Source organism: Sulfitobacter guttiformis (assembly GCF_003610455.1).
Taxonomy (GTDB): Bacteria; Pseudomonadota; Alphaproteobacteria; order Rhodobacterales; family Rhodobacteraceae; genus Sulfitobacter; species Sulfitobacter guttiformis.
On the sequence record NZ_RAQK01000001.1, the window covers coordinates 1,406,998 to 1,427,753 of the forward strand.

Consider the following 20,756-nt stretch of genomic DNA (forward strand, 5'->3'; position numbering starts at 1 on the left):
TTCCAGTGGATGGAAGGTCAAGGGGCAATACCGATTTGGTCGACTCATCCGTCATCGTCACGGGTCCATGCAAGACTATCTGGTGCAGGGCCGAGAGCAATCACTCTCGGCGTAGGATTCACACAGCCCTCTTGCGTCAGTGAGGCGGGTTTCTGCTTGCCTGAATATCGCGCTCCCGCGCGGGCCAGGTTGATCGAATATAGGCGAGGATATTCCAGATATCACCGTCGGGGATCACACTCTCATAGGCAGGCATGCCACTGTTGAAATCCTTGATGCCCAATGCGGCCAGTGCGCCTTTCCCACCCAGTTTTGTGTAATTGAACAGGAGGGCATTATCGTGGTGCCACGTATGGCCATTCGCATCATGGGGCGGAGCGGGCAGCACCCCGTCCGCATCGGGCGACTGCCAGTCAGGTTGACCTTCGAGGTCTGCGCCATGACATGCTGCACAGTGCTGATCGTATAAAGCGCTTCCCGCAGATAGATCCCGGTTTTCCAGTTCGTGATCCGCGCCAGCGGCAGTGGCCAAGACAATCAGGAGTGGCGCGAGCCATTTCATACGACATTGACCCATGTGCGCATCCCGCCAACAGCATGGCTGAGCATGTGACAGTGCAAAAGCCAACGCCCGGGGTTATCGAAGACGCAGATGATATCGCGGCTTGCCCCTGCATCCACCAGTGTCGTGTCGCGCAGATCGCCCAAGGCATTGCCCTCGCCCACCTCATAGAAATGATGACCGTGCAGGTGGATACCATGCGGAAACGACGTATCGTTCACCATGGTGATCCTGACGGTCTCGCCCCGCTGGAATGTCCCAAACGGTTCTTCCTGCAAGTCGGAAACATCGTTGAATGCCCAGATATTATCGCCGTCGTGCCGTCCGCCCATCGCACCACCCATCATTGTCAGCGTCAAATGCTGGCTTGGCGTGTCAGGTATCGGCAGATCAGGCGGTGACAGCGCTGTGATCGGGCTTGGCATCCTATCGGTATTTGTGCCCTCGGCTGCAAGGTCGGCCAAGCGATATAGTCCGTCACGGATGACCATATCAAAACCGACATCGGCCTCTACATCGACAATCAGATCGGCACGCTGCGCCGGAGCCAGAATGACCTGTGTCAGGGGGCGCGGCACAGCCAAGGCCATGCCATCATAGGCCATGATTGATCCGCTCACACCAGTGACCTGCACCGGAAAGATACGGTTTGTAGCCGCATTGATCATCCGCAATCTGACGCGATCCCCGACCTGAACCGTAGATTTGGACAGGAACCCGCGCGCGAAGTTCCCCATGTATCCGCCGTGGGCGACACTATGCATGTCGCTGTATTCTTCAACAAGGCTGCCATCTTCCTGCATCCGCCAATCCGACAAAAGCACAGTAATATCGTGATCAACATCCGGCGGCACGTCATCCTCGACGATCAACGGCCCCATCATGCCCCGTGCAACCTGTTCATTGGAGATGTAGTGAGAGTGATACCAATAGGTTCCTGCATCCGGAGGCACGAAGCTGTATGTTTTGGTCCTGCCGGGATCGATAAGGCTCTGCGTCAAAACAGGAACCCCGTCCATCTTGTTCTCCAACCGGATTCCGTGCCAGTGGACCGCCGTGCCTTCGTCCAATCCATTCTCGACTTCCACAGTAACGCGCTGCGCACGGCGCACCCGCAGTTCAGGCCCGGGCATCGCGCCGTTGAACCCAAGCATCGCGGTCATGCCATCGCCCTCCGGCAGGACCTGCTGAACGACCGCTTCAGCCTTCAGCCGCAGCGGATCTTGTGCTGCCATTACTTGGCGCGGAAGGAGAGCGAGAGCCGAAGCCGAAGCGAGAAACTGTCGTCTGTTCATGTGAACCTCATGTTGGCAAAGTAAGATTGGACGTCAAAAGCGCTGTCGTCCCGATAACAGCGAGGATCACCCCCCACTCAACGGATATGGATTTTGACAGATGGCCTGCCGCATGCGGGTCTTTTGCCTGTAAAGCCGGGATGAACCGCAGTTTATTAGCGGCACCCAAGGCAAGCAACCCGGCGACAAATACGACCTTCAGGATCAGGGCCTGCCCATAACCTGTATTCACCAGCGATTTGAACGAACCGACAAGGACATAACTCATATACACTCCCGCGACAATCAATACAGGGATCATGATCTTCGCGAGGATGCCAAACCGGTGCCCGAGATCAGCGGCCTCGGGCCATGTGGCCTCAGCCGATGCCAGCCGCTTTAGCGGGATCAGAATCCCGATCCAAAAGCCGATGGTAACCAGGTGCAGCATAAGCGAGATATCAAGGAGCACGTTTTCTCGGGTCGATACATGGCTCACCTGAACAAACGACCAGAGCGAGACAAGGCCACCAACGGCCGAGAGCCATAGCCCGCCCCGACCTAAAAACAGACCAAGGATCAGCAGCCCCAGACCGATCAGCCGGACCATAAATGCTGTCCCGACGGACGTGGTCCAGAGAAGCCCCAGCATTTCCGGATCTGACATGCCACTTGCGTCACCGGTCAGGTTAGCACCGCTCAACGAAAAGGACAGCGCGGCAGCCACAAGGCCGACCACCGCAAAAACCAGCGCCACCCCTCGCAAGCGCTCCAGCCGGAATACCAATGCGACGATGACACTTCCGACTGCTGTCAACACGCCAAGATAAAGCGCAACCTTGATGATGATCGCTGCCTGCCCCCAGATATCAGGCATCGTTACTCTACAACAAAGCTGAACGAGCCAGTCATCGCGTGGCCGTCAGCCCCCAATCCGCGCCAGTCAATCACATAGGTCCCGCTTCCCACGGACTGCATAGGGACAGTGAAATCTATTTCCATTCCTTTGTAGGCACTCAGATCCAGATCGACGGCAGGGTTATCAGCTTGTGTCAGGCGCACCTTTGTCAGGCGAATATCGTGCAAGAAGTTCATGACAATTTCGGATGGAGCGTCAGTCAAAACCGCCTCATTGGCCGGTGTCGTCTCGTCCATGGCCGAATGCGCCACAGCGCCTGTGGCCCAAAAGGCAATCATGCCAGCAAGTATTATATTTTTCATTTTCTCGTCCTCATAGGCCATCAGTTGATTCCGTTGGCGCGTTGTAATTCCCGAATGTAGGTGGTGATCAGTGTGACCTCGCCGCGTGTCAGACCCTCAACCGCACGCATGTCTCCGAACGGCCAGTGGTGCGCGCGCACACCCGATGCCACCGCCCGCTGAAAGCTCTCGTCAGCGTGGTGGCTTGGCTCATAAATTTTGTGGACAAGGGGTGGTGCTACTCCTTCGCGTCCTGCGGCGTTTGTGCCGTGGCAGGACGCACAGTTTGCCTCGAAGGCACGTTTTCCGATTTGCGCATTTTGCGTCAGGGTATCCGGCACTGCGACGTCAGCCATTTCACCACCGGCAACGGGTGTATCGGGCGTATTTTGAACACTCTGACCAACAGCGGTCCAAATAGCGTAGGCGAGCCCAGCAATAAGTATTATCGTCACCACTGCAATTGTTTGCCTCATCAATACCTATGTTTTTACTTTACTTTTTCGCAGCGATAGCCGTTCCAGCAGGGGTAAGGTCAAGCATTCATTTATAAGAACTTTGAAGATGAGTAGAACAATATTGGCTGATTGAGGCAGACGCGCGATACGCCCAATGTTAGCTGATCGTGAGATGACCCCTGCCACGAGGCAGGGGCCAACACTTTCCTACGGGCGCACAATCTCCCTGTAATCGCCGCGCAGCTTCAGCGTTACCCTACGGTCAGTTTTGTCGCGGTTGCGCCAGAACCAGCTGTGGTCGCCTGCGAAGGGCGCTGTGATGCTGCCATCTCCTGCTGTCTGGCCACGGCCTCTCTCGTAGGCGACCTCTTCGATGCCTGAATGTGCACGAAGATCAAAGCTGATCCTCCCGCCTGTGGCAAACTTCCGATGAGCAGCCTCACTTGAGTGGTCCAAATTGAAAGTTAGTATATGAACTATTTCAGGCCGTTCGCGAGTATGCGCGGAAATAGTGTTCGCTGCGGAAGCCCACGCTGAACTGGCCCCAGACGCGGGTCAGCGGACTGGCTGATGGATCAAGTTTTCCTGAACAAGCCAAAATGGAACCGCTGCATGCTGCCCCAAGGCGTGTGGTGATCGTGTATCAAGGACTGGATCAGCCGGTAGTTCGGACCCAGCCGTTCCGCGAGCAGCCTTGCGTCATAGCGGGCAACCGGCAGTCCGCTGCATTTTTCCGGTCCATCCAGCGCAAATGTGCCGATGATGGCATGGCCACCGGGGCCAAGAGCTCGATCCATGACCTCGAAATAGGCCTGCTGATCGGCGACATCGGTGAGGAAATGAAACGCTGCCCGGTCATGCCAGACATCGAAGTGCCCTGGCGGTTGCCAATCGAGGATGTTCGACACAACCCACTCGACGGGCACATCCTCGGGCAGTCGCGCGCGGGCCTTTGCCAGCGCTGAGTCCGACAGGTCGAGCACAGTGATCCGGTGATAGCCCAGTTCCAGCAAGCAATCCACGAGCCGCGACGCCCCCGCGCCAACGTCAAGAATGGCGGCGTCGCTGGTCGCCTCTGTCGCCGCGATCAGGTCGAGCGAGACCTGCGGACGATCCTCGAACCAGCTCGTCTCGGCCTCAGCCTTGCTTTGGTAGACGTTTTCCCAGCGGTTCGGTTTTTCAGCCATTGCCATTTCCTCACAAATCGATTCGCCGCAACCGCAGCGCATTGGTGATGACCGAGACAGAAGACAGGCTCATCGCGGCCGCCGCGATCATCGGTGAGAGCAGAAGACCGGTGAAAGGATAGAGCAGCCCCGCCGCGATCGGCACGCCAAGGGAATTGTAGGCGAAGGCGAAGAACAGGTTCTGCTTGATGTTGCGCAGGGTCGCCCGCGCCAATTTGCGGGCCCGTACGATGCCCACAAGATCGCCACCCAGCAGCGTGATCCCTGCGCTTTCCATCGCCACGTCGGCCCCGGTCCCCATGGCGATGCCGACGTCAGCGGCGGCCAGCGCAGGCGCGTCATTCACCCCATCACCTGCCATGGCGATCTTGTGGCCATCCTTGCGCAACTGGTCGATCAGGTCCTTCTTGTCTTCCGGCAGGACACCCGCGCGCACCTCGTCGATGCCGAGCTTGCCCGCCACCGCCTGCGCCGTGCGTTCGTTGTCGCCCGTCGCCATGATGACGCGCAGCCCCTGCGCATGTAGTTCCTTTATCGCCTGCGCTGTGCTGTCCTTGATCGGGTCGGCCACGGCAACGATCCCCACCAGCGCCCCGTCGACCGCGATGAACATCGCTGTCTTGCCCTCAGCTCGCAGGGCATCGGCCTGTGCCTCGGCCGCGCCCGTGTCCAGACCCATCTCCATCATCATCGCCGAGTTGCCAAGTGCTACGGCGCGACCGCCGATTAGTCCGTGCACACCCTTGCCAGTGACCGCCTCAAAATCGGTGGCCTCTTGCCGTGCGGCGCCCGCCGCTTCGGCCCCTTCGACAATCGCTTCGGCAAGAGGATGCTCGGACCCGCGTTCCAATGCCGCGGCCAGCGATAGCAGGTCCGCCTCGGCCAAATCCCCCAGCGCCAATGTGTCAGTCAGCTTCGGCTTGCCCATGGTTAGCGTGCCGGTCTTGTCCACGATCAGCGTATCGACAGATGCCATGCGTTCCAGCGCCTCTGCGTCCTTGATCAGCACGCCCGCCTGCGCCCCACGCCCTGCCGCCGTAGTGATCGAGATCGGCGTCGCCAGTCCCAGCGCACAGGGGCAGGCAATGATCAGCACCGACACTGCCGAGGCGATGGCGAAGACCAGCGCTGGTTCCGGCCCGAAGATCATCCAAAGGGCGAACGCAAAGATCGCGGTTCCCACGACCGTTGGCACAAATATGGCTGAGACCCGGTCCGCGAGGCCCTGGATGGGGGCACGTGACCGCTTCGCGTTCGACACCATGGTCACGATTTGCGCCAGAACGGTATCAGCGCCGACCTTACCCGCTTCGATCACCAGAGAGCCGTTCTTGTTAATCGTGGCCCCGGTCACAGCATCGCCGGGGCCTTTTTCGACGGGCATCGACTCTCCGGTCAGCATGCTTTCGTCCAAGCTTGACCGCCCCTCGATCACCGTTCCGTCCACCGGGACCGCATCGCCGGGGCGTACACGCAGCCGGTCGCCTTCCATGATGTTTTCCAGCGGCGCGTCGTATTCATTGCCGTCCGGCAAGATACGCCGCGCAGTCTTTGGCGCGAGGTCGAGAAGCGCGCGGATCGCGTCGCCCGTGCGTTCGCGCGCCCGAAGTTCCAGCACCTGGCCGACAAAAACCAGTGCAACGATCACCACTGACGCCTCGAAGTATGTGCCGACGCCTTGGCCCATGCGATATTGTTCGGGGAAAAGGCCCGGCAGGAACGTCGCGAAAATCGAATAGAGATAGGCCGCCGACACCCCAAGGCTGATCAGCGTCCACATGTTTGGTGATCGATTCACGACGGAATCCCAGCCCCGCTTGAAGAACGGCCATGCCGCCCAAAGCACGATCGGTGTGGCCAGCACGAATTCCAGATAGCTGGCCATCTGATGCCCGATCCAGTCGCGCACCGGCAGGCCGACCAGCCCGCCCATGGTCAGCACGATCAGCGGCACCGCCGCAGCCGCCGAAATCCACATCCGGCGGGTGAAGTCGGTCAACTCCTCGCTGGGCTCGTCGGTTGGCAGCATCGGCTCCAGCGCCATGCCGCAGATCGGGCAGGCTCCGGGCGCGTCGCGGATGATCTCGGGGTGCATCGGGCAGGTGTACTGAACGTCGGCGGGTGCTGCCTTCTTCTTGCCCGCAGCGCGGCCTGACGCATAGTGCCAAGGGTCGGCCTTGAACTTCGTCTGGCATTTTTCGGAGCAGAAATGGAAGGTCTCGCCCCCAAACTCCGCGTACCGCCCGTCGGGCTTGACCGCGACCGTCATCCCGCAGACCGGGTCCTTGGCAGTCTCTGTCTCCGACGGGATTTCGGGTGCCGCGTGTGGGTGATCGTGGTCCATGAGGTGCCAGCCTTTCAGTTGTTTCTCAGCCTAAGGCTTCCAGTCATTGGAAGCTCAAGCCATTTCTCAATGGTCATCGTGAGCGTCTTCCCTGACCGGATTGCGCGCGAGGAAAACCCGCGCGAAGAGGAACACGAGCGCCATGCCGATGACGCCAATCACGACTATCAGCGGGTCGGAATGCCACTTCATCACGGCGAAGGCGGTCAGCACTACGGCATCGAGTACGATGGCCGTCAGCAGCACCCAACCCCGCGCGCCGATCTCCTCGCGCACATGCCGGAACACGCCCAAGTGGATGATCATGTCCATCACCAGGTAGAAGAACGCGCCAAGCGAGGCGATGCGGCTGAGGTCGAAGAAGACCGTCAGGAAGCCTGCGATCACGACGGTGTAGACCAGTGTATGATCCTTGATCGTGCCCGGCATCCCAAAATGGCTGTGGGGGATCATTTTCATGTCGGTCAGCATCGCCAGCATCCGCGAGACCGCGAACACGCTGGCGATCAGACCTGACGCCGTGGCCACCAGCGCCAGCGCCACCGTCAGGTAGAAGCCGGTCTGGCCGAGGGCGGGCTGGGCCGCCTCGGCAAGCGCGTAGTCCTTGGCTGCCACGATGCGGTCGAGAGGCAGGCTGGAGCCGACGGCGAAGGCGACAAGCAGATAGGCGATCACGCAAATCCCAATGGACAGGACAATGGCCCGCCCCACGTTTTGATGTGGCTTGGTGATCTCGGCACCGCTGTTGGTGATCGTGGTAAAGCCCTTGAAAGCAAGGATCGACAGCGCGACCGATGCCACGAAGCCGGTGGCGCCCGCGTCTCCACCCGTCGCCTCGAACGTCAGACCGCTGGCCCAAAGTGCCGAAACACCGAACAGCGCGATGCCGCCCACCTTCAGTACGGCCATGACGATGGAAACCAGCCCGACCGAACGGGTGCCCGAGGCATTCACGAGATAGGCAATGACGATCAGCCCGACGCCCAGAACCGGAACAAGAATGCTGTCGGCATCGCCGCCGAACGCCCGCAGCGTGTAAGTGCCGAAGGTGCGCGCGACGAGACTTTCGTTGATGACCATCGACAGCGCCATAAGGAGCGAGGCACCTGCCGCCACTGTTGTCGGCCCGTAGGCTTTCTCCAGGATCATCGCGATGCCGCCCGCAGACGGATAGGCGTTCGACATCTTGATGTAGGAGTAGGCGCTGAACGCGGTCACGATGGCACCGACGACGAACGAGAGCGGAAAGAGCGGCCCGGCGAGTTCCGCGATCTGCCCGGTCAGCGCGAAGATGCCAGCGCCGATCATAACACCAGTGCCCATGGCCACTGCGCCGGGCAAGGTGATGCTGTTTTTCTTGTAGGCGTCCGCCATCAGAATTCCTTTTGAGTTTTGCGTCGGGTCGCGATCCAGAGCAGCGGCAATCCGGTGATCAGGCCGAGGCCAAGCACCGCCCATGTCGCCCGGCGGAGGTCTCCGCTCACCGCTTCCCCGCCGAAATGGGCGAGCAGGAAGCTCGCCGGAACGATCCCGGCCAGTGTCGCAACCGCGAAGCGCCAAGCGTGCAGTCGGCTGAGCCCCGCCGCGTAACTGATCATGTCGAAGGACACGAAGGGCATCAGCCGACTGGCAAAGACCGTCGCCATCAAAGCAGTCTGCGAGCCGAGCAAACCGGCATCGACCCGATCACCGAACACCCGCCGCAAGACGTCATGCCCCAGAGACCGCGCCAGACCGAAGGCGATCAGCGCCCCCAGCTCGGCGCCGATCACGACCAGCACCGTGCCCCAGAGATGTCCGTAGGCAGCCCCGGCGGCGAGCGCGATCGGTGCGCTCGGGATCGGGCTGGCCACGACCGCAACGGTCATCAGCGTGACGATCACGACAGGACCCCAGAGGCCAGCGCGGGCCACCAATTTATCGAGACGCTCAGCGTCCATCAGCCCGCGTACCTCGGTGAACACCGATGGCGCGAACTGCCACACGCTGAGCAAGGCGATCCCGAGGATCGCCAGCGCTGCCAGGATGACGGCGCGCAGGCTCATCTCAGATCGCCGCGACGGCCTTCGCCAGAAGGTCGCGGACCTCTCCTGCAACGGCCGTGAGTTCAGCGTTTTCTATCGCCTGCATCGACGCCACCGGGTCGATGGCGCTGACCTCCACGCCGCCTTCGACCTCTCGCAGGATGACATTGCAAGGCAGCATCGCGCCGACCCGCGGCTCGATCCCGATCGCCTGATGCGCCATCTTCGGGTTGCAGGCGCCCAAGATTCGATAGGCTGGCATCTCGACATCGAGTTTCTTCTTCATCGTCGCCCGGACGTCGATCTCGGTCAGGATGCCAAAGCCGTGATCGGTCAACGCATCGCGAGCGCGGGCGTCAACGGCGTCAATACCGGCGTCCGGTATCAGGCGATTCATCGTGTAGTCCATCGGAAGTCCTTTCAGTTCATTTGCGCAAGTATTTTAGAAGCGCCGCAATAGCGAGCCCGACCAGTACGATGCACACGATCGCCCAGATCCAGCCAAAGCCCATTCCATTCCCCATGCCGTAGTCGTTCATCATTGTTTTCTCCTACAATTACTCATGAGACTGCCCCCGCCAACCGGCGCTTGGCGCGATTGACGGCGAAACCTGCGCATCAGTTGTCGCCCATCATGCCTCGATGTCTGCCCTGCATATCGCCATGCTGCCAGCCGCTGTGGCTTTCCATCATCGCGGCCATTGCAGCCATTTCGGCTTCCGTCACCTGTGCGTCGCCGTCAGGGTCGTGCATCTGGAAGGCGCGCACGGTCATTGGTCGCGTATGAGCCGCGTGCATCACCGCAAATTCCTCAAGCGAAAGCGTACCGTTGCCGTCAGCGTCATACGTCTTGATTTCGGCCTGAATGCCGGCTGTCATTTCTTCAGGGCTGAGCGTACCGTCCTTGTTAGTGTCAAACGTGGCCATGGCATAGTTCTGACCTCCGCCCATCATCATGCCCATCCCACCATGGTCACCCATCATACCGATTCCGCCACCCATCATCTGGCCTGGCTGCATCTGGGTTTGCTGCGCGACCACCGGCACCGCAACGGCGGTCAGGCAGAGCGTGGCAACGGCTGCAACCGCGAAATTTTTCGAATGTCTCATGGCATCTCTCCTCAGTTTATTGGCACATCGCCATGGAAGCGTGCATAGGCCCTTCCGGGCTTCAAGAACTGACTTGGATCAATCATCGGATTCACAGACCTGGTAGCATGAAAATGACGCCTGCACTTCACATTGCTCTGCCGCACGTCTAAGCCCAAGATATTACAGGAGCAGTTTTCCGGATCACTAAGAGATCGGCGCCCCCAACATCTATATCACTATGCCCAGGCATGATTAGATTATCGCTGAGAGGGATTGCCCCCCAAGGGGGACGCTGGACCCACCGTCGGCCCATCAGGCTCGCTCCATGAACCCCCTGTTGACGCAAGCCACTGTGCAGCGCGGCGGAGAAAAGTTTTGCCTCGAGGCCGCCTGAATGGCAGCTTTCATCTTCGCAGCCAGATTGGCTCGCAAGTGCAGCGAAGGTCCGGCGTCCGCCGTTTTTTTTGAATGCTGCGTTAGCGAAATTTCGACCCAAGCGACATTTTTATTATCTTTTTTCTCGGTTCACGAATCCAAGGAAGGATTGGAAAAACGGACGTTGTTATGGCCTGTATAGTATAAACGTTCCAGGCACCTTCGCTATCAAGGACTACGAAATATTGTTGCGTAGGTTCGAATCGGTTTCTGGAGCCTGGTCTTGTATCAGCACTTTCTTGAACTGGACCGCCGTGTCAAACGTGCCGCCGCCCGGGATGAGGTCTGCCTCCGGATGATGACCGTTCCGCGTGTCGGGCCGATTGCCGCGCTGACCTTCAAGGCTGCCGTTGACGATCCTGCGCGCTTCAAACGGTCTCGGACGGTTGCCGCTCATTTTGGGCTGACACCAAGGCGCTATCAATCTGGCGAGCATGACAATCCCGGCAGAATTTCCAAAGCCGGAGACCGGGATGTTCGAGCGACGCTTTATGCGGCAGCGAATGCCCTACTGATGCGCACGATGGCAGGCTCTCAGATCAAATCTTGGGGCATAGGACTGGTGCGAACCAAAGGACGCCGCCGCGCCGTTGTCGCGGTGGCCAGAAAGTTGGCCGTCCTGCTGCATAGAATGTGGGCAGATGGCACCGAGTTCCGTCCGGCAGAGGTGAAGGGCACAGCATGATCTGATCCGCCACCCTCCAAAGCCGAACGGGATCGTCCCTCACCGGACGAGGTCTGTGGAAGAAACCGAAAATAGCTGCTGCGCAACGAGAAGCGCGTCCCAAAGCAAGGCTCTCCACTGCCAATCCGACACATGCGTGCAGCGATGCGCTATGGCATCAACCAGACTGCGAAGAGAAGCGTGACTCGGATGAGTGACAATGATCCACAAGAAAGAAGGAAAACGAGCTTGACCAAAACGCCCAATTAGAGAAGCGGACTCTCAAACTCGATGTGGCGAATATCCCCTCCCAATTCGATTTGACCGATGCGGCTCTATGGATGGATATCAATGTCACTAAAAGCAGAAGCGAAATTTCTCCGGTCACGGTTTCGGCTTGCTACCTTCAAAAATGCGTAGCCCAGCGAGGATGGCTTTCGTCGATAACCAGGGCATGGCTGTGCCTGCGATGCCCATTTAAGTGGGGATGACTGAGCGGCAGGTTGTCGTGGGTGTGTTCAAGCTCCACGGGGTCGCCGGATGGCCACAGATTCAGCGCTACGAGCATCCCTAAAGCCGCGATGAGGGCCAGCCCAACCAGCGCAGGAACGACGCCATAGGCCGTCAGTAGCCATCCGGACAGCGGATAGGTCACCAGCCAACAGGCGTGGGACAGCGCAAATTGCGCCGCGAACAGCGTAGAGCGATCCCCTGCATGGGCGGAACGGCGCAGCAATCGGCCAGACGGGGTGAGGACGGCGGAATATCCGATCCCGACCAGCAACCATGCCCCCAGAAGGATGGACCAGCCGAGACCGGCCACCACGACCGTTGCCGCCAGCCCCAGAAGTGTCGCCACCATCAACCCTGCACCGCCAAACATCACGGCCCGGTCAGGTAGTGCATCCAGAATGCGTGGGAGGACCAGCGCGGCCGTCATGGAGCCCGCGCCAAAGGCAAACATTGTCCATGCCAGTCCGCTTTCCGACAGGCCAAGTGAGCCGCGCACCAGAACTACGGTATTAACCAGCACCATCGCCCCTGCCGCCGCTGCCGCGAGGTTCAGCGCCAAGAGGCCGCGTAGGCGGGGCGTGGCAAGGTAGATGCGGATACCCCGTGTGGTCCGATCATAGGTTCCGCGTGGCTCGGACGGGTTGGGGCTGGGCAGCAGCACCGAAACAACCAGAAGGGCCGAGGCCGCGAAACCTACAACTGTTCCGAGGAAAAGCGAATTGTAGGACATCACCGTGAGCAGAAGTGCCGCCAGCGTCGGACTGACGATGTTTTCCAGATCGTAGGCCAGCCGCGACAGCGACAGCGCGCGGGTATAGCGCTCCTCTTCTGGCAAAACATCCGGGATCGTCGCCTGGAAGGTCGGCGTAAAGGCGGCAGAAGCCGATTGCAGCAGGAAAATCAGTGCATAGACCTGCCAGACCTCGGTCACGAAAGGGAGTGCCAGCGCAACGCCGGCGCGCACCAGATCGAGCGTCACCAGAAAAGCGCGGCGCGGCACCCGGTCCGCGAATGCCCCGGCAATGGGAGCGATACCCACATAGGCCACCATCTTGATGGTGAAGACCGTGCCGAGGACCAGCGCGGCCCCGTCGCCCGCAAGATCGAAGGCAAGCAGACCAAGTGCGACCGTTGCGAGTCCGGTTCCCAGAAGCGCCACGACCTGCGCCAGAAACAGATGGCGGTAGGTGCGGTCGGAGAGGATATCGAGCATGGCGGGCCTCAGAGATATTTGGCGATCGTCCGCAGTTCTGCGCGATCTGTTTCGGAACCTTCGACGTTCAAGCAATGGTCCATATGGTCATGGATCAGCGCCCGCTTGGCATTCGTGACAGCCTTTTCGACCGCCTGCATCTGTTGGGCGATCTCCAGGCATGGCTTGCCCGCCTCGATCATATCAATCACGGCGCGCAGGTGGCCGTCAGCACGTTTCAGCCGAGCGATAAGGGCGGGATGGGTTGCATGAACAGGGTTAGTTGTCATATGAATTTCTTATCCTCCCCTGGGGGATAGAACAAGATGGTGCCGCGACGCATCACATGAAAGACGAGCGGACAGGCAGTATTGATGACAAGTTTACGAACAATCGGAAAGGCCGCCTTCGCGACGCTTCTCTGCGCGGCCGTTATTGTCTGGTCGGTCATGCCTACAACCTCGCACGCGCCCGCAATCCTCGACGTGCTTCAGGAGCATGCCGAGATGATCGCCGAGCATGGGCATTCGCATGGTCTGGAAGAGGACCTGGCTTGGGCCATGCACGGACACAGCCACGACAGTGTCGATCACGACCATAGCCAGGCGGTTGTGCCTCGCCCCGATCTGTCGTCGCAGCCGCTCGACATCTACAGGACCTCATGGCGGCTCGGTTCGGCCACGGCGAGTACGTTGCGGACAGAACAGATCGAACGACCTCCGCGCGTCTGATCGACCGCGCGCCCTCGGCGCGTTTCATCCGATCATCAAACACATATGCGGAGTTCAACCCATGAACACAGTCCATCGGGGCTGGACCGATCCCGGCACGCGTCGGATCGCGATCCTGTCCTTCATTGCGCTATCGGCGCTCATCTCAAGCACGGGCCACGCGCTTGCCCACAATGTCACCGAAGGTGACGCGGGCTACATTCAGGAAATCTGGGGAGTGAACATCATTCCCTTCATGTATCTCGGTGCCAAGCACATGGTCACGGGATATGACCACATCCTGTTCCTGCTGGGCGTCGTCTTCTTCCTCTACCGGATGAAGGAGGTCGGCATCTATGTCAGCCTCTTCGCGCTGGGGCATTCGACCACGATGCTGGCGGGCGTCTGGTTCGGATGGGGCATCAACGCCTACATCATCGACGCTATCATAGGCCTCTCGGTCGTCTATAAGGCGCTCGACAATCTGGGCGCCTACCAGCGCTGGTTCGGGTCTCAGCCCAACACCAAGGCCGCGACACTGATCTTCGGCCTATTCCACGGCACGGGCCTCGCCACCAAGATCCTCGACTACGAAATCGCCTCGGAGGGGCTGCTGGCCAATCTTCTGGCGTTCAACGTGGGCGTCGAGCTTGGCCAGATCATGGCGCTCGCCGTGATCCTCATCGTGATGGGCTTTTGGCGGAAATCCCCGAACTTTTTCCGCCAGGCCTACACCGCCAACGTCGTCATGATGTCCATGGGGTTCATCCTCATGGGCCTGCAAATCACCGGCTATTTCGTAGCCACCTGAGAAAATTGGAGACCCAAATGTTCAACGCAGAAAAACCGAGCCTTGAAGAGCTGCCAAGCTCCGCGCAGCTCCTCCGTTCCACCGCTATCGCGGCAGTCAGCGCCGTCGCGATCCTTGTAACCGTCGTTCTGCCCGCCGAATACAACATCGACCCGACCGGGATCGGAGGAGTCCTCGGCCTGGCAGAGATGGGAGAAATAAAGACCCAGCTCGCAGAGGAGGCCGAGGCCGACAGGTTGATGGAGCTTGAGGGAGAAGAGCAGTCCAGCCTGATGAACGACATCTTCGGGCTCTTCGTCGGCGCGGCACACGCGCAGGAGGTCGAGGTCTGGCGCGACGAGATCACTTTCACTCTGGCACCTGGTGACAGTGCCGAATGGAAGCTGGTGATGGAAGAAGGCCAGACGGTGGAATATCGGATGCTCGTTGAAGGCGGGCGCGTGAACTTCGACATGCATGGTCATGGTGGCGGTCAGTCGGTGACCTACGAGAAGGGCCGCGGCTCCACCGGCAACGAAGGCGAAATCGTCGCCGCGTTCGACGGCGAACACGGCTGGTTCTGGCGCAACCGCGACAGCTCGGATGCTACTGTGACCGTGCAGGTGCGCGGCGAATACGCCGAGTTCAAAGACGCCAGCTGACACCTGAAGCTGCCGTTCGTGCGATGTGCGGCGAACGGCAGCTCTCCGCCCTGATCTACAGCTGCGGTCTATAGCCGTGTTTTGTCAGCAGCCGAACTTTGCCTATTTTTCTAACAAAAGCCGCTGAAGTGATCCAAATCACCCCAACGGCCAAGCTTTGCCTGCAAAATGGACAACGAATTCACCAAAACGGTCAATTTATGGTTGTCGATTCATTAAGTATCCATGCCGTCAACAAAGCCACTTGGAATACCCTTAGCATGCGCAAGTCATGCACCCTTCACACTAATGCCAGCCTCAGGTGCCTGATCCGGAAACTTGATACGTCATACCTTTCGCATTCGCCTGCACAGACCTATATTATCCAATGTGCTAAGTCCTCTTCCCCTACGTCCCGTGCCTATCCACAGGGAGACGATACTATCGTTCCTGTCGCGGATAGCAGCGATAAATGGTGTGTCGGCTGCCGACCTTGCAATGGATATGGGTTTTTCAATCAAGAAGATTATCAACCTTGAGGAAAATGCTGTGCGCGGTCTTGCTGAATGCGGCGGCCTAACTGACGAGCAAATTCAAGAGCTCGTGTCTTGGACCGGCCAAGCAGTGGGAGGTGTCCGGATGGCATTTCGCGATGAGATCTTCGTCTCAAGAGCGGTCAGGAACCCAATCATGCGGGGCTGCCCGATTTGCCTTCGCGAGGATGCCAGTAACCATCCCTCGCGACCGATCAGCCGAATGGCGATGCGAGGAGACTGGCAGTTGCGAGAACTCAATCTTTGCATCGCGCATCAGCACCCCATAGTTCCGCTTTGGAAAAACGATCTGCCAACTGATAGGTTCGATATTTCGAAACGACTCGCAGAAATCTTGCCAGCAGTGCTCGAAGGCGGATTGGACCAGCTGCGTGTGACACCTTCGCCCTACGATCTTTGGCTTAGCAATCGGCTGGACACCGGATTAGATGATACTTGGCTCGCTGATAAATCTCTCTATGCAGCGACAACTTTTTGTAAACTTTTGGGGGTAGAGCTTCAGCAATTGCAATCTTTTCCGGATGAGATTGGATATGCGGTTGAAGCCACTGCTCATGATGTTGGGTTTGATGTCGCAAGCCAGGGCGAGGTCAGCATACGGGCCGCGTTCAACTCACTTGCTGCTCGCGCGGATGGTCAAAATGACGAGCCTAAAAAGGCTTTTGGTAAGCTTTACTCAGACTTGAGCCAAGCTCATGTAGATAAGCACGAGTTTGCACCATTCCGGAAACTTCTGCGCGATTGTATCATAGACATTTGGCCTGTCGCCGCCGACGAGAACATGCTCGGGGTAACCCAGAAAGAAAGGCTGCTGCACTCAATCAAAAGCGCAGCGCAGGAGACCGGTATCGGAGCAGGCCTGCTCGACCAATTCTTGGTTCATGCAGGCGCGATATCCGCAGAGGACAAACGTCCCGCGGCCCGAAAGACCTTTGACGCAAAGGCATACCAAGAGCTTCTTGCAGAAATCCCGACGTTGGTCGGCTCTTTGGAGATGCAACAACGCATTGGGGCAACACAACATCAACTTGCGTCTTTGGCAGAGGATAAGGTCCTACGTCCACGGATCGACATACCAACGATCAAAGCTCCTTGGCGGGTTGCTGATGGCATGGCTCTGATTGCCGAACTCCACGGGCTGGCGAGCTCAATCCAGCGGAATGATAGACGCTGGGAAACGATACAAATGGCCAGGCGCCGATCCGATTTGAGCGTGGGTACACTCATCGCGGCTGCCCGGTCGCGGCAGCTTCAGGTTGGGCACCGTGAGGATCTCTGGGGATACGCCGGGTTCAGCGTTTTGAAGTCTGAGGTCGATGCTTTGAAATCGTTACGTAAAGATCAGCAGGAGGATTTCTTGATCAGCGCCGCGGCGTTTGCACGATCCGTCGGGATGCGTCGCGAAGGTTGGTTCGAGAAGTTCATGGCGGCAGGGCACATCACTGGAACACGAATGCCACACCCGAAAATTGGAGGGATGCGGATTTATATCTCCAAAGAAGATATCGCAGAATTTCACGCGCGCTTCGTGACTGCCTCGACCATGGAACGAGAATTCGGACTCCACAAACGAACACTGCTCGCAAGGCTGAAAGCGGCGCATGTGAAGCCTTTCGCCCCGAACGCTCAGGATTTTGGAACGCTCTATCTACGTGAGGACGTCGAAGCGGTGATCAAGCCTGCGCGGATAGTCTCGCGAAAGTAAGGTTTATAGGTCGCTCCGATTTGAAATTTGGTTGAACTGAAAGATCTCAGTATGTGCGTATGAGCACAATACGATCCAAAATAAAGTTCCTACGTGCAGACACAAACTTCTTGACACCGATTTGCACGAAACAGGCAGAATTTGCACTCTTATGCCCCATTGGCAAAATTACTGATTTCCATGGTGATCCCGGCAGGATTCGAACCTGCAACCTGCCCCTTAGGAGGGGGCTGCTCTATCCAGTTGAGCCACGGGACCACGAAATCTTTCTATCCTAAAGATTCATCCTGATCCAGAGGCCGGTAGCCGGAGATATCCCTGATTGCCTGTCCGGTCTTCAAACATTACGCTCGGCTCAAATCATTCGCACCGCAGGAATACCGAATTGTCCCAAAAACCCAAACGCCCCCTTACCCTTCGTGATGTGTCGGAAGCATGCGGTGTCTCTGAAATGACCGTGAGCCGCGTTTTGCGAAAGAGCGGGGACGTCTCTGCCGCCACACGGGAGCGGGTTCTGGCATCGGCAAAGGAGCTGGGGTACGTGCCCAACCAGATCGCAGGCTCCCTCGCATCGCAGCGGGTCAATCTTGTGGCCGTGATCATCCCTTCACTGGGCAATATGGTATTTCCGGAAGTGCTGTCGGGCATCAACTCCATCTTCGACGACACCCCTTTGCAACCAGTCGTCGGCGTAACCGATTACCGTCCTGAAAAGGAAGAACAGGTACTGTACGAAATGCTATCGTGGCGACCATCAGGTGTGATTATCGCAGGATTGGAACATTCCGAGGCTGCACGGGCCATGTTGCTCAATGCGGGCATTCCGGTGGTTGAAATCATGGACGTAGACGGCAATCCGGTCGATGCAATGGTCGGAATTTCCCATCGTCAGGCTGGCCGTGATATGGCCAAGGAAATCTTGCGCGAAGGATACGAGCGGATCGGATTTCTAGGCACAAAGATGCCGCTCGATCATCGTGCGCGCAAACGCTTCGAGGGGTTCACGGACGCGCTGGCCCGCGAGGGGATAGAGATTGAGGACCGCGCATTTTACTCTGGTGGTTCTGCCCTCCTGAAAGGGCGCGAGATGACCCGCGATATGCTGGCGCGCTCTCCAGATCTGGATTTTCTGTATTATTCAAATGATATGATCGGCGCTGGTGGCTTGCTGCATTTGCTCGACAGCGGGATCGACGTACCCGGTCAGATCGGGCTGGCGGGTTTTAATGGAATCGAACTGCTGGCAGGGCTTCCGAGGCAATTGGCGACTATGGATGCCTGCCGCCGTGAGATCGGGATAGAGGCTGCAAAGATCATCCTCAACGCATCCAGCACCGATCCTGAGCCAGATATGCCAAAAGTCATCACAATGAAGCCTACCCTCACGCTTGGGAATACCCTACGCCGCCGCAAGCACGGATGAGCCTGAGACGGCTGTCAAACAAAGCCGCACGGCGAATTTTTATGGACCGCCATGCTCTGTTGGACGCCCCGCGCGGGCCCGCCGATTCTGCATCATTGCTGGCGCTGATTGAGAGATTAGGGTTCGTCCAACTCGACAGTATCAATACGGTCGCGCGGGCCCACGATCTGATCCTGTTCGCACGTAAGCCGCAGTACCGGCCAGATGCCCTCAAACGATTGTACGAAGACGAGGACGCTCTGTTCGAGCATTGGACACATGACGCCGCGATTATCCCCCTGTCCTACTACGGAAAATGGCAGATGCGGCGTGCGCGTGACGCGGCCAAGCTGCGCACACAATGGCGCAGCGATCGTCGCGATGGTTTCGAAGAACAACTCAAAACTGTTCTCGATCACATTCGGCTCAACGGTGCATGTGGTTCCTCCGATGTGGGAAAAGGGGAAAAGCGCGGCTCTGGCGGGTGGTGGGACTGGCATCCCTCAAAAACCGCGTTGGAATATCTGTGGCGCAGCGGCGCGCTGCATGTGGTGGGGCGCGAAGGATTTCAAAAACGCTATGATCTGACGGAGCGTGCGCTGGATCCTAAGATCTGGGCCACAAACTCAACGTCAAGCGAACAGCATACAGTAGAGTGGTGTTGTGCAGGCGCATTACAGCGGCTAGGCTTTGCCACTGCCGGTGAGATTGCAGCGTTCTGGGCCCATGTTACCCTTACAGAAGCAAAAGAGTGGTGCGCCTGCGCCCTGAACAATGGCACGATCGAGGAGATTGAGATTACAGGCGCAGATGGTTCTGTAAAACGCGCCTTTGCGCGGCCATCAACCCTTAGCGATCCCGCCATCGAGTGCGCCGCGACGAACCGCCTGCGTGTCTTAAGTCCCTTTGATCCGGCCCTGCGTGATCGCAAGCGTGCCTTTTTCCTGTTCGGTTTCGATTACAGGATCGAGGTGTTCGTACCAGAGGCCAAGCGGGTCTTCGGCTATTATGTTTTTCCAATCCTTCAGGGTGAGCGGTTGGTAGGCCGTATCGATATGAAAGCATTCAGAAGCGAAGGTATCCTGCGTGTCAGGGCACTGTGGCCGGAAAAGGGTGTGGCATGGGGAAAAGGGCGGCAATACGCACTCGAAGCCGAGCTAGAGCGGATAAAGCATCTGGCAGGCGTCGATAAAGTTGAGTTCGATAGTCGCTGGCTACGGCCTTCAATGCAGCACCAATTCGGCTAGCTCTAACGCAGATGCTTTCAACCGGGGCAGATGAGCCTTGAGGCCATCCAGATCAATCCGCTGTGTCGGCGCATGGATCGACAGCGTCGACATTAGACGGTTTTGCGCATCCAATAAAGGCACCGCGACCGCAACCATGCCCTCCATGAATTCCTCGTTGTCACAGGAGTATCCACGCTCCCGAATCATTTCTATCTCGGTCTTAAGCGCATCGGGGTCGGTGATCGTGTGATCAGTCTGTGCATCAAGTGTCACAATACCGAGGTATTTTGCAAACAATCGCGGCTTGAGCGAACTAAGGTACATTTTGCCGCTGGCCGTACAGTGGAACGGCACTTCGGTCCCAACGGGCAGCTGAATGCGCAACGGCCATTTCGTCTCGACCCGGTCGAGATAGACCATGGCATGACGTTCTGGCATCGCGATATTGCATGTCTCGCCCACATCATCGGCCAGCGCAGTCAAAACCGTTTGCCGCACCATCCGAATGCGCGACGTAGACAGTATAGAGGCTGCAAACCGCCGCAGCCTATACCCCGGCGCATAAGAGCGACCATCAATATCACGCTGAAGAAATCCCTCCTCCTCGAGGGTATGGAATAGGCGATGAATCGTCGGCTTTGGCAGGCCCAAAACCTCGTTCACCGCCGTAGGGGTAATGGCCACACCCGCCTTTGCAAGCTCCTCGAGCAACAGCAACAATCTCAGGTTTGTGGGGATCGTTTTTTCAACTGTGCTGGTGTCGTTGTGCATCGGCAGGGG

Annotated in this window: 21 protein-coding genes, 1 tRNA gene and 1 pseudogene; 7 read left to right on the forward strand and 16 right to left on the reverse strand. The window is 58.3% G+C overall.

The genetic code is table 11. The features are described 5' to 3' along the window. Positions 1–136 precede the first annotated feature (136 nt). The 12 genes from C8N30_RS06995 to C8N30_RS07050 form a co-directional block, all read right to left on the reverse strand. A complete protein-coding gene (locus C8N30_RS06995; protein ID WP_232222844.1) occupies positions 137–577 on the reverse strand; it encodes a c-type cytochrome in 441 nt (146 codons plus the stop codon). Continuing rightward, positions 559–1,857, reverse strand: a complete 1,299-nt coding sequence (locus C8N30_RS07000) for a multicopper oxidase family protein (RefSeq protein WP_025063794.1) — start codon at positions 1,855–1,857, stop codon at positions 559–561. The genes C8N30_RS06995 and C8N30_RS07000 overlap by 19 nt, the downstream gene beginning before the upstream one ends. 7 nt (positions 1,858–1,864) lie before the next feature. Continuing rightward, positions 1,865–2,713, reverse strand: coding sequence for a copper resistance D family protein (locus C8N30_RS07005; RefSeq protein ID WP_025063795.1), 849 nt, complete (start codon positions 2,711–2,713; stop codon positions 1,865–1,867). Between the two features lie 2 nt (positions 2,714–2,715). Next, entirely contained in the window at positions 2,716–3,057 is a 342-nt protein-coding gene (locus C8N30_RS07010) for a copper resistance CopC family protein (protein WP_025063796.1), read from the reverse strand. 20 nt (positions 3,058–3,077) lie between these two features. Further along, positions 3,078–3,512 (reverse strand): c-type cytochrome, encoded by a 435-nt coding sequence (locus C8N30_RS07015; RefSeq protein ID WP_025063797.1) that lies wholly within the window; start codon positions 3,510–3,512, stop codon positions 3,078–3,080. A gap of 189 nt (positions 3,513–3,701) precedes the next feature. Next, positions 3,702–3,950, reverse strand: a complete 249-nt coding sequence (locus tag C8N30_RS07020; protein ID WP_051567239.1) for a hypothetical protein — start codon at positions 3,948–3,950, stop codon at positions 3,702–3,704. 119 nt (positions 3,951–4,069) lie between these two features. Continuing rightward, positions 4,070–4,681 carry a class I SAM-dependent methyltransferase gene (locus C8N30_RS07025; RefSeq protein ID WP_025063798.1) on the reverse strand — a complete coding sequence of 204 codons (612 nt, stop codon included), beginning with the start codon at positions 4,679–4,681 and terminating at the stop codon, positions 4,070–4,072. 10 nt (positions 4,682–4,691) lie between these two features. Continuing rightward, positions 4,692–7,025 (reverse strand): heavy metal translocating P-type ATPase, encoded by a 2,334-nt coding sequence (locus C8N30_RS07030; RefSeq protein WP_025063799.1) that lies wholly within the window; start codon positions 7,023–7,025, stop codon positions 4,692–4,694. 66 nt (positions 7,026–7,091) lie between these two features. After that, the gene (locus C8N30_RS07035) at positions 7,092–8,399 is read right to left on the reverse strand and encodes an APC family permease (protein ID WP_025063800.1); all 1,308 of its coding nucleotides are present in this window, start codon (positions 8,397–8,399) and stop codon (positions 7,092–7,094) included. Next, positions 8,399–9,070, reverse strand: coding sequence for a TVP38/TMEM64 family protein (locus C8N30_RS07040; RefSeq protein ID WP_025063801.1), 672 nt, complete (start codon positions 9,068–9,070; stop codon positions 8,399–8,401). The genes C8N30_RS07035 and C8N30_RS07040 overlap by 1 nt, the downstream gene beginning before the upstream one ends. Before the next feature lies 1 nt (position 9,071). Next, positions 9,072–9,458, reverse strand: a complete 387-nt coding sequence (locus tag C8N30_RS07045) for a DUF302 domain-containing protein (protein ID WP_025063802.1) — start codon at positions 9,456–9,458, stop codon at positions 9,072–9,074. Positions 9,459–9,667: 209 nt separating this feature from the next. Further along, positions 9,668–10,159 carry an EF-hand domain-containing protein gene (locus C8N30_RS07050; RefSeq protein WP_025063803.1) on the reverse strand — a complete coding sequence of 164 codons (492 nt, stop codon included), beginning with the start codon at positions 10,157–10,159 and terminating at the stop codon, positions 9,668–9,670. 634 nt (positions 10,160–10,793) lie between these two features. On the opposite strand from C8N30_RS07050, the pseudogene C8N30_RS07055 reads away from it, so the two are divergent. Beyond that, a pseudogene (locus C8N30_RS07055) lies at positions 10,794–11,261 on the forward strand (transposase); the annotation flags it as partial. A 385-nt stretch (positions 11,262–11,646) separates the two neighbouring features. Here C8N30_RS07055 and C8N30_RS07060 read toward each other — a convergent pair. Both C8N30_RS07060 and C8N30_RS07065 read right to left on the reverse strand, forming a co-directional pair. Beyond that, complete coding sequence (locus C8N30_RS07060) at positions 11,647–12,966, reverse strand: MFS transporter (RefSeq protein ID WP_025063804.1); 1,320 nt, start codon at positions 12,964–12,966, stop codon at positions 11,647–11,649. Between the two features lie 8 nt (positions 12,967–12,974). Further along, positions 12,975–13,235, reverse strand: a complete 261-nt coding sequence (locus tag C8N30_RS07065; protein WP_025063805.1) for a metal-sensing transcriptional repressor — start codon at positions 13,233–13,235, stop codon at positions 12,975–12,977. 84 nt (positions 13,236–13,319) lie between these two features. Between C8N30_RS07065 and C8N30_RS07070 the strand changes: the two genes are divergently transcribed. From C8N30_RS07070 to C8N30_RS07085, 4 genes are all read left to right on the forward strand, one after another. After that, entirely contained in the window at positions 13,320–13,676 is a 357-nt protein-coding gene (locus C8N30_RS07070; RefSeq protein ID WP_025063806.1) for a hypothetical protein, read from the forward strand. A gap of 61 nt (positions 13,677–13,737) precedes the next feature. Then, positions 13,738–14,466 (forward strand): HupE/UreJ family protein, encoded by a 729-nt coding sequence (locus C8N30_RS07075; protein WP_025063807.1) that lies wholly within the window; start codon positions 13,738–13,740, stop codon positions 14,464–14,466. A gap of 17 nt (positions 14,467–14,483) precedes the next feature. Then, entirely contained in the window at positions 14,484–15,107 is a 624-nt protein-coding gene (locus tag C8N30_RS07080; protein WP_025063808.1) for a hypothetical protein, read from the forward strand. 396 nt (positions 15,108–15,503) lie between these two features. After that, positions 15,504–17,345, forward strand: coding sequence for a TniQ family protein (locus tag C8N30_RS07085; RefSeq protein WP_232222879.1), 1,842 nt, complete (start codon positions 15,504–15,506; stop codon positions 17,343–17,345). A gap of 181 nt (positions 17,346–17,526) precedes the next feature. Here the strand turns inward: C8N30_RS07085 and C8N30_RS07090 are convergent. Next, positions 17,527–17,603: transfer RNA gene (locus C8N30_RS07090), tRNA-Arg, on the reverse strand. A gap of 193 nt (positions 17,604–17,796) precedes the next feature. On the opposite strand from C8N30_RS07090, the gene C8N30_RS07095 reads away from it, so the two are divergent. Both C8N30_RS07095 and C8N30_RS07100 read left to right on the forward strand, forming a co-directional pair. Next, the gene (locus tag C8N30_RS07095; protein ID WP_409373590.1) at positions 17,797–18,768 is read left to right on the forward strand and encodes a LacI family DNA-binding transcriptional regulator; all 972 of its coding nucleotides are present in this window, start codon (positions 17,797–17,799) and stop codon (positions 18,766–18,768) included. Continuing rightward, positions 18,765–19,994, forward strand: a complete 1,230-nt coding sequence (locus C8N30_RS07100) for a winged helix-turn-helix domain-containing protein (RefSeq protein WP_025063811.1) — start codon at positions 18,765–18,767, stop codon at positions 19,992–19,994. The genes C8N30_RS07095 and C8N30_RS07100 overlap by 4 nt, the downstream gene beginning before the upstream one ends. Here the strand turns inward: C8N30_RS07100 and C8N30_RS07105 are convergent. Then, complete coding sequence (locus C8N30_RS07105) at positions 19,971–20,747, reverse strand: IclR family transcriptional regulator (protein ID WP_025063812.1); 777 nt, start codon at positions 20,745–20,747, stop codon at positions 19,971–19,973. The two genes, C8N30_RS07100 and C8N30_RS07105, sit on opposite strands and share 24 nt — an antisense overlap. Between the last annotated feature and the right edge of the window lie 9 nt (positions 20,748–20,756).

Bases quoted from the DNA above. Each gene is read 5' to 3' on its own strand.
- C8N30_RS07025 (WP_025063798.1), bottom strand. From the start codon at position 4,681: ATGGCTGAAAAACCGAACCGCTGGGAAAACGTCTACCAAAGCAAGGCT.
- C8N30_RS06995 (WP_232222844.1), bottom strand. From the start codon at position 577: ATGGGTCAATGTCGTATGAAATGGCTCGCGCCACTCCTGATTGTCTTG.
- C8N30_RS07060 (WP_025063804.1), bottom strand. From the start codon at position 12,966: ATGCTCGATATCCTCTCCGACCGCACCTACCGCCATCTGTTTCTGGCG.
- C8N30_RS07045 (WP_025063802.1), bottom strand. From the start codon at position 9,458: ATGGACTACACGATGAATCGCCTGATACCGGACGCCGGTATTGACGCC.
- C8N30_RS07100 (WP_025063811.1), top strand. From the start codon at position 18,765: ATGAGCCTGAGACGGCTGTCAAACAAAGCCGCACGGCGAATTTTTATG.
- C8N30_RS07065 (WP_025063805.1), bottom strand. From the start codon at position 13,235: ATGACAACTAACCCTGTTCATGCAACCCATCCCGCCCTTATCGCTCGG.
- C8N30_RS07015 (WP_025063797.1), bottom strand. From the start codon at position 3,512: ATGAGGCAAACAATTGCAGTGGTGACGATAATACTTATTGCTGGGCTC.
- C8N30_RS07030 (WP_025063799.1), bottom strand. From the start codon at position 7,025: ATGGACCACGATCACCCACACGCGGCACCCGAAATCCCGTCGGAGACA.
- C8N30_RS07010 (WP_025063796.1), bottom strand. From the start codon at position 3,057: ATGAAAAATATAATACTTGCTGGCATGATTGCCTTTTGGGCCACAGGC.
- C8N30_RS07095 (WP_409373590.1), top strand. From the start codon at position 17,797: ATGACCGTGAGCCGCGTTTTGCGAAAGAGCGGGGACGTCTCTGCCGCC.
- C8N30_RS07075 (WP_025063807.1), top strand. From the start codon at position 13,738: ATGAACACAGTCCATCGGGGCTGGACCGATCCCGGCACGCGTCGGATC.
- C8N30_RS07050 (WP_025063803.1), bottom strand. From the start codon at position 10,159: ATGAGACATTCGAAAAATTTCGCGGTTGCAGCCGTTGCCACGCTCTGC.
- C8N30_RS07040 (WP_025063801.1), bottom strand. From the start codon at position 9,070: ATGAGCCTGCGCGCCGTCATCCTGGCAGCGCTGGCGATCCTCGGGATC.
- C8N30_RS07105 (WP_025063812.1), bottom strand. From the start codon at position 20,747: ATGCACAACGACACCAGCACAGTTGAAAAAACGATCCCCACAAACCTG.
- C8N30_RS07070 (WP_025063806.1), top strand. From the start codon at position 13,320: ATGACAAGTTTACGAACAATCGGAAAGGCCGCCTTCGCGACGCTTCTC.
- C8N30_RS07005 (WP_025063795.1), bottom strand. From the start codon at position 2,713: ATGCCTGATATCTGGGGGCAGGCAGCGATCATCATCAAGGTTGCGCTT.
- C8N30_RS07035 (WP_025063800.1), bottom strand. From the start codon at position 8,399: ATGGCGGACGCCTACAAGAAAAACAGCATCACCTTGCCCGGCGCAGTG.
- C8N30_RS07000 (WP_025063794.1), bottom strand. From the start codon at position 1,857: ATGAACAGACGACAGTTTCTCGCTTCGGCTTCGGCTCTCGCTCTCCTT.
- C8N30_RS07080 (WP_025063808.1), top strand. From the start codon at position 14,484: ATGTTCAACGCAGAAAAACCGAGCCTTGAAGAGCTGCCAAGCTCCGCG.